General features: G+C 45.1%; 12 protein-coding genes. 4 read left to right on the forward strand and 8 right to left on the reverse strand.

The features are described from left to right. Window positions 1-58: 58 nt before the first annotated feature. From PP178_RS12050 to PP178_RS12080, 7 genes are all read right to left on the reverse strand, one after another. Complete coding sequence (locus PP178_RS12050; RefSeq protein WP_272594602.1) at window positions 59-514, reverse strand: hypothetical protein; 456 nt, start codon at window positions 512-514, stop codon at window positions 59-61. Then, window positions 507-1019, reverse strand: a complete 513-nt coding sequence (locus PP178_RS12055; RefSeq protein ID WP_272594603.1) for a hypothetical protein — start codon at window positions 1017-1019, stop codon at window positions 507-509. Before PP178_RS12055 ends, PP178_RS12050 begins: the two co-directional genes overlap by 8 nt. A gap of 34 nt (window positions 1020-1053) precedes the next feature. Then, a complete protein-coding gene (locus PP178_RS12060; protein ID WP_272594604.1) occupies window positions 1054-1596 on the reverse strand; it encodes an RNA polymerase sigma factor in 543 nt (180 codons plus the stop codon). Between the two features lie 137 nt (window positions 1597-1733). Further along, window positions 1734-3560 carry an ABC transporter ATP-binding protein gene (locus PP178_RS12065; protein WP_272594605.1) on the reverse strand — a complete coding sequence of 609 codons (1827 nt, stop codon included), beginning with the start codon at window positions 3558-3560 and terminating at the stop codon, window positions 1734-1736. Beyond that, a complete protein-coding gene (locus PP178_RS12070; RefSeq protein WP_272594606.1) occupies window positions 3560-5269 on the reverse strand; it encodes a phospho-sugar mutase in 1710 nt (569 codons plus the stop codon). The genes PP178_RS12065 and PP178_RS12070 overlap by 1 nt, the downstream gene beginning before the upstream one ends. A gap of 85 nt (window positions 5270-5354) precedes the next feature. Beyond that, window positions 5355-6302: a glycosyltransferase family 2 protein gene (locus tag PP178_RS12075; protein WP_272594607.1), complete on the reverse strand. Its 948-nt coding sequence runs from the start codon at window positions 6300-6302 to the stop codon at window positions 5355-5357. A gap of 43 nt (window positions 6303-6345) precedes the next feature. Beyond that, window positions 6346-6864, reverse strand: a complete 519-nt coding sequence (locus tag PP178_RS12080; protein ID WP_272594608.1) for a DUF4199 domain-containing protein — start codon at window positions 6862-6864, stop codon at window positions 6346-6348. 167 nt (window positions 6865-7031) lie between these two features. Between PP178_RS12080 and PP178_RS12085 the strand changes: the two genes are divergently transcribed. The 3 genes from PP178_RS12085 (at window position 7032) to mtaB (ending at window position 10034) form a co-directional block, all read left to right on the forward strand. Beyond that, entirely contained in the window at window positions 7032-7328 is a 297-nt protein-coding gene (locus tag PP178_RS12085) for a type B 50S ribosomal protein L31 (protein ID WP_272594609.1), read from the forward strand. 87 nt (window positions 7329-7415) lie between these two features. Further along, on the forward strand, window positions 7416-8597 hold the full coding sequence (locus tag PP178_RS12090) for a GlmU family protein (RefSeq protein ID WP_272594610.1): 1182 nt from the start codon (window positions 7416-7418) through the stop codon (window positions 8595-8597). Window positions 8598-8702: 105 nt separating this feature from the next. Further along, on the forward strand, window positions 8703-10034 hold the full coding sequence (mtaB, locus tag PP178_RS12095) for a tRNA (N(6)-L-threonylcarbamoyladenosine(37)-C(2))-methylthiotransferase MtaB (protein WP_272594611.1): 1332 nt from the start codon (window positions 8703-8705) through the stop codon (window positions 10032-10034). 30 nt (window positions 10035-10064) lie between these two features. Here the strand turns inward: mtaB and PP178_RS12100 are convergent, their stop codons facing one another. Continuing rightward, window positions 10065-10358, reverse strand: a complete 294-nt coding sequence (locus tag PP178_RS12100) for a GNAT family N-acetyltransferase (RefSeq protein WP_272594612.1) — start codon at window positions 10356-10358, stop codon at window positions 10065-10067. 205 nt (window positions 10359-10563) lie between these two features. Between PP178_RS12100 and PP178_RS12105 the strand changes: the two genes are divergently transcribed. After that, the gene (locus tag PP178_RS12105; RefSeq protein ID WP_430974730.1) at window positions 10564-11196 is read left to right on the forward strand and encodes an alpha/beta hydrolase; all 633 of its coding nucleotides are present in this window, start codon (window positions 10564-10566) and stop codon (window positions 11194-11196) included. Window positions 11197-11217: the final 21 nt, after the last annotated feature.

The following is an 11217-nucleotide window of genomic DNA, read 5'->3' on the forward strand; positions in this document are numbered from 1 at the left end:
GGTTTAAACGAAAAAGAAGCCCCAGGGCTTCTTTTTTGTGTAGTTCGTCGAATTAACGTTAATTCCTCCTGCCGGATTGTTTCTCGCTGTACCTTTTAATCAGTTGGCGACGGAATTCATATTCTGCGCGGAACATCATAAGGGTTTTCCTGGCGGTGATCGTTTTGGCGATCCTGTTAAAGTATTCCTTGTCCAGTTCCTCTTGTCGCTCTTCCAATTCAAGGTAACGCTGAAGCAGGTTTTGAGCTTCTGATTCATCAATGGATTCCGCCTGTTTCAGTTTTTCGTAAATTTCACTCTTTTCTCGTTCCCGGAGGCTTTCTTTTTTCTCTTCGTACTCGTTGTAGAGTGGCCAGAACACTTCGGCCTCCTTGGCGGATAACGATAAACGCTCTGTAAAAAAAGCAACCTTCAGGGCTTTCAGTTTGTTGCGGTCAGGTTTGTTCTGCCCGTAAAATACGGCAGAAGTCATCAGCATGGCCACAAGCATACCTATGTAAAATAACTTATTCATCAATACTAAAATTTAAATCGTCAATATCTTCCATGGAATCATCCAGGTAATCGATCAGCTGTTCCCGATCAATGTATTCCTCCAGCAGCTCATGCACTTCCAACTCGTCTACGGGGATCACCTGGGCGATCTCGTATTCATCCATCTCTAATTCCTTACCCTCAAAATACGCTTCTATATCACCTTTGGCCAGGTCATCAAAACTGAGCTCATCGTCATTAGGTATAAAAAGGGTGAAAGTTAAAAGGAGGATGGCCGCTGCAGATACAGCGCTCACCCAGTACTTGCGATATGTTTCCAGGCGAATCACCTTAGGTTCGGGCTGCGCCATCCTGGAATTTAAGCGATCATTAAAGCTGTCAAAGTATCCTTCGGGCACTGCAAAACCGGCCTCTCCCGGGATATTTTCAACGGGATCTTCCATGCGGGCTTTTAGCCTGGCTTCCAAGGATTCAAAGTAGTTTTCAGGTACTTTAAAACCGCTATTTTCAGGTTTTTTCTTCATGTGTAATACTTTGATGCCATTTATGACAAAAGGTTTAATCCTCCTTCAGGAATGCCTCTATTTTTTTGGAGGCCAGGTGGTAAGAGGCTTTTAACCCTCCTACGGAAGTTTCCAGGATTTCCGAGATCTCCTCGTACTTTAGTTCCTCAAAATATTTCATATTAAACACCAGCTTTTGCTTTTCCGGCAAGGTGGCAATGGCTTGTTGTAATTTCAGCTGAATCTGGTCTCCTTCAAAATATACATCGGCCTTGAGGTTCTCGGCCAGTTGCTCTTGCAATTCGCTGCCGGTCACTCCCAGTTTCCTGGATTTTGCTTTCAGAAACATCAGGGCTTCATTTGTGGCAATCCTGTACATCCAGGAGAATAATTTGCTCTCACCTTTAAACCCTTCTATATTCTTAAAAACTTTGATAAAAGTATTCTGCAGTACATCATCAGCATCATCGTGATCCATGACAATTTTACGGATATGCCAATACAGTCTTTCTTTGTAGGTACTGACCAGTACCTCAAAAGCCTGTGGCTGGGTATCCTTATTCTGTAGTTGGTCTACTAAGGTCTTTTCGGCAATCAAATCTTGGTTTGTTATACTAGTAAGATAACCCCTTTTATAAAAGGTTTAATCCGGTGACATTAAAACGGACAAATTCCGTATTTCGTCTGCACTGGAGAAGCCGATCACCTGAATGAGCCCTGGCCTTGGTTACAGGTTTATCCCCTTAGGGATTGCATTTCCACCAGGTTTTTATAGACACCATTCTTGGCTAGTAGTTCACTGTGGGTACCCTGTTCAGCGATCTTTCCTCTTTGCATCACAATGATTTTGTGTGCATTCTGAATGGTTGATAAGCGGTGAGCGATCACCACGGAGGTCCTGTTCTGCATCATTTTCTCTAACGCATCCTGTACCAGTCGTTCACTTTCGGTGTCAAGAGCAGAAGTAGCTTCGTCCAGGATCATGATCGGGGGGTTTTTAAGCACTGCGCGGGCGATGGAGAGCCTTTGTTTCTGTCCTCCACTGAGTTTGTTGCCACTATCACCTATATTCGTTTCATAACCCTTGGGGAGTTCGGATATGAATTCGTGGGCGTTAGCGATCTTTGCAGCAGCTATGATCTCTTCATCCGTGGCGTGTTCTTTCCCCAGCCCGATGTTGTTCCGCACCGTATCGTTAAACAATATGGAATCTTGTGTGACCAGTCCCATCAGGTGTCGAAGTGATTTCTTTTCCAGATCCCGGATGTCTGTACCGTCAATCCGGATGCTTCCCTGGTTAACATCGTAAAAACGGGTCAGCAGGTTTGCGATCGTACTTTTACCGCTTCCGGATTGCCCGACCAATGCTACCATATGCCCTTTGGGAACCTCCAGGCTAAAATCTTTCAGTACGTACTCGTCCTCGTATTTAAAGGAAACCTTTTCCAATTGTACGGCTTGCTCAAAGCTATCTTTATGAATAGCCGTGGCCTGGTCCGTTATTGGATTTTCTGTCTCCAGTATCTCCAGAACTCTTTCTGCCGCTGCATTTCCTTTTTTCACCCCGTAAGATGCCTTACTGATCGATTTTGCAGGGGTAAGAATATTGTAAGCCAATCCCATATATGCGATAAAGGAAGAAGCGTCTAAGGTCTCATCTACCAACACCATTTTACCACCGAACCATAATAAAACACCAATGACCAGGATCCCGAGGAACTCCCCGGTAGGGGATGCCAGGTTCTGCCGGTTGAGCAGCGTATTGGAAAACCTGAAAAACCGGGTAGTGGATGATTTAAACATCTGGTAGAAGCGGTCTTCGGCATTAAATGCCTTGATCACCCGCAGTCCACCAAGGGTTTCCTCGACGATAGAGAGGAAATTACCCTGTTCTTTCTGTACGCGGTCTGATTTTTTCTTGAGTGATTTCCCAATAGCCGAAATAATCATTCCTGCAAGCGGAATAAAAATGAAAACAAAGACGGTGAGCTTCACGCTGATGAAGAACATGACGATAATCGTGAACAGTATAGTCAGTGGTTCCCTGACGATCAACTCCAGGATAGAGAGGAAACTATGCTGTATCTCCAGTACGTCCGAGGTGATCCGGGCAATCACATCGCCCTTTCTTTTCTCAGAATAAAAAGACACGGGCAGGTCTACTATCTTGCGGTACATGGCATTCCGGACGTCTTTCAGAACCCCGTTCCTTAAAAAGGTGATATAATACATCGCCAGGTAATTGAACAGGTTCTTTAGCAGGAACAGGAAAAGTACCAGCCCAATGACCAGGATGAGACCTTTCATATCATCATCGCCGGAAAAGGCGGTAACCTGGAAATTGAGGTAATCCTGTATAAATGTTTTTAGGTCACCTATACCTGTGTATACCGGGGCCTCGTAAACTTTCCGGGTTTTGTCAAACAGTACATCCAGCATAGGGATCAGGGCCGCGAAGGAAAGGGCGCTGAACAAGGCATACAGGATATTGAAAAAAATATTGAGGTACCCGTAAGTACTGTATGGTTTCGCAAAGCGAAGGATCTTTTTAAAATACTCCATTAACTGATTTTCATTTCCGCGATGATCCTGTCGATCTTGGCATCGAGTTCGGCACTCACTTTTTCAAAATCCCCGGCATTCTGCAGGGGGGCATTGGTGCTGATATAAAACTTGATCTTAGGCTCTGTACCGCTGGGCCTGGCGGCAACCCTGGTGCCGTCTGCGGACACATAGATCAGTACATTGGATTTGGGCAGGTCCAGTTTTTCGGTCTTCCCACTTTTAATGTTCCTGGCTTCCCCGGTATTATAGTCTTCTATCCTGACTACCTCGGAACCATCAATGGTTTTAAAAGGGGAATCCCTCAGGTCTACCATCATCTGTTTAATCTCCTCGGCACCACTGATCCCTTTCTTAGTCAGGGATACCAGTTTCTCTTTGTAGAACCCGTATTTAACATAGGCTTGTATAAGCTCTTGGTAAAATGAACTTCCTTTGGCCTTCGCCATGGCCCCGATCTCGCAAGCCAGCAGGGTAGCGGTTACCGCATCCTTATCGCGGACAAAATCACCCACCATAAATCCGAAGCTTTCCTCTCCACCGCCGATAAAATGCTGTTCCGGGTGGTCTTTGATCATTTTTGCAATCCATTTAAAGCCGGTAAGCCCTGTTTTGCACTCCACCTGGTAAGCATCTGCCAGGGCTAACATCATTGGGGTGGATACAATAGTGGAAGCAATAAATTCATTCCCATCAAATCCTTGTTTCTTCCTTTGCTCAAGGAGGAATTCGGTCATCAGCACCATGGTCTGGTTCCCGTTCAGCAGTTGCATCTCGCCTTCCAGGTTACGCACGGCAATACCGAGCCGGTCACTATCCGGGTCTGTACCGATCACCATATCGGCATTCAGTTCCCTGGCTTTGGCTAACGCCATTTCCAGTGCTTCAGGCTCTTCCGGGTTAGGAGATTTAACGGTTGGGAAGTTACCATCGGGCTTAGCCTGTTCTTCTATGATCGTTACATTTTTGTACCCAGCCTGTTTCAGTACTTCCGGGATTACGGTGATCGAAGTACCGTGCAGGGAGGTGAAAACGATCTTAAAATCATCTTTACCCGGGGCGTTAAAATCCCCGTTCTTTACGGAAGCTTTTATAAAGGCATCATCTACTTCACTGCTGATCAGTTGGATAAGATCATCCTGTGCTTTAAAGTTGATATCCTCGTATTTAAGACTATCTATTTCTTCGATGATCGCTTTATCCTCGGGCGGAACGATTTGCCCACCATCCGTCCAGTATACTTTGTAACCGTTATACTCCGGCGGGTTATGGGATGCAGTTAGCACTATTCCGGCCTGGCAGTCCAGGTGACGTACCGCGAAGGATAATTCCGGGGTAGTTCGCAGTTCAGAAAACAGGAAAACCTTAATCCCGTTCGCGGAAAGGACTTCGGCCACGGTTTTAGCCAGAGTGTCACTATTGTGACGGCAATCATATGCGATCACAACTTTTAATTCCTTTCCTGGGTATACCTTCTTTAAATAGTTGCTTAATCCTTGGGTGCTCTTGCCCAAGGTGTATTTATTGATGCGGTTGGTTCCAACCCCCATAATACCGCGCATTCCGCCGGTACCAAATTCGAGGTTCTTATAAAATCGTTCCTTGAGTTCTTCGTGGTCCTTATCGATAAGGTCCTGTATTTCTTTTTTCACCTGGGGGTCGAAAAAATCGGTAAGCCAGGTTTTTGCGGTATCTATTATTGAATTCATGGGTCTTCTTTGGAATTGAATACTATAAAATTACGTTAGAAAATTGAATTTCCGGGGTTTCAGCACATGATCCCCCAATCCGTATTCACAGGTTCAGGCGTTCAATGACTTTGTAATTGGGCCCCGACTTTTTATTTCTAAGTATAATCTCTCCCAGGAAACCGGCCAGGAAGAATTGCGTCCCGATAATCATTGCAGTTAGGGCTACAAAGAATTGTGGCCGATCCGTGATCAGCCTGTCGTAAGGATTGATGAATAGTTTGTCTATACCCAGGTAAAGGGAAAAACCAAAACCGATTATGAACATTAATACGCCCAGGGCACCGAACAGGTGCATAGGTCTTCGGCCAAATTTGGACACGAACCAGATGGTGATGAGGTCCAAGAATCCATTAATAAATCGCTCCATTCCAAATTTTGTGCGGCCGTATTTACGGGCCTGGTGTTGTACTACTTTTTCTCCTATCCTGGGGTAACCGGCATTCTTGACCAGTACCGGGATATACCGGTGCATCTCGCCCGATACCTCGATATTCTTGACCACTTCTGTCCGGAATGCTTTAAGTCCGCAATTAAAGTCGTGCAGGCGGACACCAGAGGTGCGCCGTGCAGCCCAATTAAATAATTTGGAGGGAAGATTCTTGCTGAAAACCGAATCGTAGCGAACTTTTTTCCAGCCCGATACGAGGTCAAAGGAATCCTCAGTGATCATTTCGTACAGCTCGGGAATCTCTTCCGGGTTATCCTGTAGATCGGCATCCATGGTGATGACCACCTCTCCCTTTGCCTGGAGGAAACCTGCATGCAAGGCCTGGGATTTCCCAAAATTCTTTAAAAAGCGAATCCCTTTAACGTAGGGATTCTTCCGGGCCAATGTTTCTATCTGATCCCAGGAACCGTCGTTACTTCCGTCATCAATAAATAAGATCTCGTATGAGTACTGATTGGAGTGCATCACCCGGACGATCCAATCGTGTAATTCCTCTAAGGACTCTTCTTCATTGAGCAAGGGAATAACTACCGATATGTTCATAATGTCTTTCGCCTATTTCTCCCCAAAAGTACAATATTACTTCTTAATAGGCAGGGCGAGATTTCTTCATAATCAGCCCTCCGATCAAACCGATGACAAGGCCGGAAATTACGCTGATGATCAGGATGACAGGATAACCTATCCAGAAGAACTTCATACCCATCTCTTTCTGTTGTGATGCTTCTTCCGCGGTAAGTTGCCCGGACTCTACAAGTTCTGCCATTTGAATATCCATCACTTTGGATGCAAAATCAGGATCCAGGAAATTGGTGAGGATAAGCTGGTATACGATAAAGAGAAGGGCTGATACTAGTGAGATACCTGCGCCTAGCTTCAGGGCTTCTCCCAGGGTTAAAAAGCCTTCGTTGGCTTTTTTATATCCATAAATCCCGAAGAAGATTACCGTTGCAGACATTACTACAGAAATGATCTGGTTTACAGGTTCACGAGAGGTATGCGCATCCATGGAATAGAGCATGAGCGCGAAAATGATGCTCAGGGCACCCAGGATGGCGCCGTAAGTTAGTGAGTACTTGCCGGTGGTTGGTGGTTTGGTTTCCATAAATGTTTAATTTGATCAGTTGGTTAGTTAGTAATTGATCCCTTACATTTGTTACAGCTTAAAGGTACATTTTTTTTCATTTCTTTTTTTTAATAAAGATTGTAGTTTCCTCAAAAAAAGATTACATTTGCAGCCTTAAATTTTTGATAGATTAAAGCAGATTTGCGATGAAAAAAGGTATACACCCAGAAAATTATAGATTAGTAGCGTTTAAAGACATGTCTAACGAGGATGTTTTTATAACGAAATCTACTGCTGAAACCAAAGAGACATTGACGGTTGATGGTGTTGAATATCCTCTGGTGAAATTAGAGATCTCAAGAACATCGCATCCTTTCTACACTGGTAAGTCGAAATTGATCGATACCGCTGGACGAATTGATAAGTTCAAGAGCAAGTACCAGAAGTTCAAGAAAGAAGACGCTAAAGCTACTGAGGCTGACGCTAAATCTGAAGAGAAATAAGGGATTACTATTTAATTCCTAAAGAATGTACGCCTCCGATAGAACATCGGGGGCGTTATTTTTTTAATTTTATCCCAAAATTATTTCATGAACTGTATTCTTTACGATGGGCCGGAACGTGGCTCCTTACTTCCATTTACATTTACCCGCCCGGTATGTGATATACGGATCGGGATACTGACCATCCGGGAGAAATGGGAACACCGTTTAAAAACCGCGGTCTCTTGCCATACAGAAGAATACCTATCGGAGAAGTTTCCTTTGCATCTGGAGAGAGACAACCTTTTCATCAATGGGGGGGTCCTGCCTGATGCGCAGCTCCTAGAAGCCATAAAAGGTCTCGGTGATCAGCAAGTACTCCGGCAGGGGGATGAACTCATCGCGTACCGTTCCGGCCGTGTATTAGATGCTGATTCCATAGCAGGTATGGAAGCCGTAGCGTACAGTGCAGAATATATACGGATGCGGAATACATGGGATATCTTTTCCCTGAACGGGAAGGCCCTCGAGGCCGATTTTGAGATGCTTACCCGGGATCGCAAAAGTGCAGCGATCTCTAAAACCAACGGACTAATTAACCCTGAGCGGATTTTCCTGGAAGAAGGAGCCAAGGTAGAATTCAGTATACTGAATGCAACTGAAGGACCCATCTACATCGGGAAGGATGCCGAGGTCATGGAGGGCTGTAATATCCGCGGAGGTTTCGCATTGGGGGAGCACGGCGTTGTGAAAATGGGTGCTAAGATCTACGGACCAACAACCGCCGGACCTTATTGCAAATTAGGCGGGGAGGTCAGCAATTCCGTACTATTCGGTTATTCCAGTAAGGGACATGACGGATACCTGGGTAACTCTGTGCTGGGAGAATGGTGTAATATAGGTGCAGACTCCAATACCTCTAACCTTAAGAATAATTACGCCATGGTTAAACTCTGGAACTACAATACAGAGCGTTTTCAGCAGACAGGCTTGCAGTTCTGTGGTCTGATGATGGGTGATCACAGCAAATCCGCAATAGACACCATGTTCAACACAGGGACTGTAGTAGGAGTGAGCACCAATATATTCTCTGCCGGGTTCCCACGGAACTTTGTGCCCAGTTTCAGCTGGGGAGGTGCCTCCGGTTTTACTACGTACCAGACCCAGAAAGCTTTTGAAACCGCCAAGGTAGTGATGGCCAGGAGAAATATGGAGTTCTCAGATATAGAAGCGCGGATACTGCAGGCTGTTTTTGAGCAGACCCGGAAATACAGGAAAGACGAGTCTTAAGTACTGCCCTGCTGCTCATTAGGAAGGATTAAGGGTTCTCCTGCCTTCTTCCTTCGGAACAAAGGTGGTATATTTGCAGTCCTTAAATCGGAAAAGCATCAGAATTTGAAGAAGAAAGTCGCTTTTTATACCCTTGGTTGCAAACTGAATTTTTCAGAAACCTCCACCATTGCCCGTGGCTTTACGGAAGAGGGTTTTGAGAAGGTATCTTTTGACGATCCGGCAGATATGTACGTGATCAACACCTGTTCTGTGACAGAGAATGCCGATAAGCGTTTCAAGACGATCGTAAAGCAGGCGCAGCAGGCAAATCCCGATGCCTTTATCGCGGCTATTGGTTGTTATGCCCAATTGAAGCCCGAAGAATTGATCGCGGTAAATGGCGTTGACCTGGTCCTGGGTGCATCAGAAAAATTTAAGCTCACAGATTACATTAACGATCTCAGTAAAAATGATTTCGGGGAGATCCATGCCTGCGAGATAGAGGAGGTAGACCAGTACATCGGTAGTTACGCTATCGGGGACAGGACCCGTGCCTTCCTGAAAGTGCAGGATGGTTGTGATTATAAGTGTACCTATTGTACCATCCCGCTTGCCCGTGGAATTTCACGGAGTGATGCCTTACCCAATGTCTTAAAGAATGCCTCGGAGATCGCCTCCCAGGGGATCAAGGAGATTGTACTGACCGGCGTAAATATAGGAGACTACGGAAAAGGCGAATTCGGGAATAAGAAACATGATCATACCTTCCTGGACCTGGTAAAAGCCCTGGATACCGTAGATGGTATTCACAGGCTGCGTATCTCTTCTATAGAGCCTAACCTGTTAAAGAACGAAACCATAGATTTTGTAGCGGAGAGCGACACATTTGTGCCGCATTTCCATATCCCGTTACAGAGTGGAAGCGATAGTATCCTGAAAAGAATGCGTCGTCGTTACCTTACAGATCTCTATACGGATCGCGTTTCAAGGATCCGGCAGGTTATGCCCAATGCCTGTATAGGTGTAGATGTGATCGTTGGCTTCCCGGGAGAAACGGATGAGCATTTCCTGGAAACCTATCATTTCCTGAACGAACTGGATATCTCTTACCTTCACGTATTTACCTATTCTGAGCGAGACAATACGTTGGCTGCCAACATGGAAAACCCGGTGCCTAAGAAGGTCAGGGCCAAAAGGAGTAAAATGCTGAGGGGTCTATCGGTCAAAAAGCGTCGTGCTTTTTACGAGAGCCAGTTGCAAAGCCGTCAGACTGTACTGTTTGAAGGAGAAAATAAGCAAGGATATATACACGGATTTACCGAGAATTACGTCAAGGTGAAAGCACCCTGGGATCCTGCACTGGTCAATACCCTTCACGAAGTTATTCTGGACAGCATCGATGAAGACGGTTTAGTCAGGTTCGAGTTTGCGCGTAAGCATGCAAAAGCGGTATAAAAAAACCTCCCGGTTGGGAGGTTGCTAAGATCAGATCCGGATGCCGACAGGCAGCATCTCTTTATATTGTCTGTTTTTCCGAAGAAAACCGGCAATCTCAGGACTGGTAGGAACTACTCTTAAATTCTGCTCCTGGATGTGGTGTAGTACTGATTTGATAAAATCTTCTGTAAACCCTTCTTTCGTAATGTCTTCCGGAACTACCAATTTGGTTAGAAAAACTTTCCGCTCCTGTGAAGAATATTCAATCTTAGCCAAGTGACCTTCAACTGTTGTTTCAAATTGACGCAGGAAGCTGTTGTCCTTAATTGCTACTTCATTCATATGGTTTATTTTTAGTGTATCCTCAGAAAAAAAATTACGATAGAAAAACATCGTAACTTTGGTATTGGTAGGGGGTGTGGTGTATTTATATTATTAACCGAATCTTTTTACAAATCCAGCACAAAAGTAATCAAAAAAATGCTAATTTCCTAGTAAAATCAAGATATTGAGCGATATACCCCAAACGCGTATCCCGGTGTATCTGATGCCGGGTCTGGCAGCAAACCCCAGTATTTTTGAAAATATCAACCTGCCGGATCAAACATTTGAAATTCATCGGCTGGAATGGTTTGTTCCGGACCGAGGTATGAGCCTGCAGGAATACGCCAAAAAAATGGCTGAGCAGGTCCGGGGAGAGAAACCGGTGCTGTTGGGAGTTTCATTCGGGGGACTCCTGGTGCAGGAAATGGCGCACTTCCTGGAACCACGGAAAATAATAATAGTATCCAGTGTAAAAAACCAGGGAGAATTACCCCGTCGTTTATTGCTGGCCCGGTATACCCGTATTCATAAATTACTGCCCACCGGCCTGGTGAACAACGTGGAACTGCTTGCCAAATATGCATTCGGGGAAACGGTTACTAAACGCCTTAAATTATACGAACAGTACCTCTCCTTACGCGATAAATATTACCTGGACTGGTCTATTGACAAGATCGTGAACTGGCAGCAGAAAGATTGTATGCCGGGCGTTGTCCATATCCATGGAGATAAGGACGCTGTCTTTCCAAAGGAGCATATAGGGGATTGTATCACGGTAAAAGGCGGAACGCATACAATGATATTACATCGCGCGCGTTGGTTCAATGAGAACCTGCCTGAAATTATTTTAAAATAGGTAGGACTATTTAATACCTTT

It is taken from the genome of Zeaxanthinibacter sp. PT1 (genome assembly GCF_028464225.1).
GTDB lineage: Bacteria > Bacteroidota > Bacteroidia > Flavobacteriales > Flavobacteriaceae > Zeaxanthinibacter.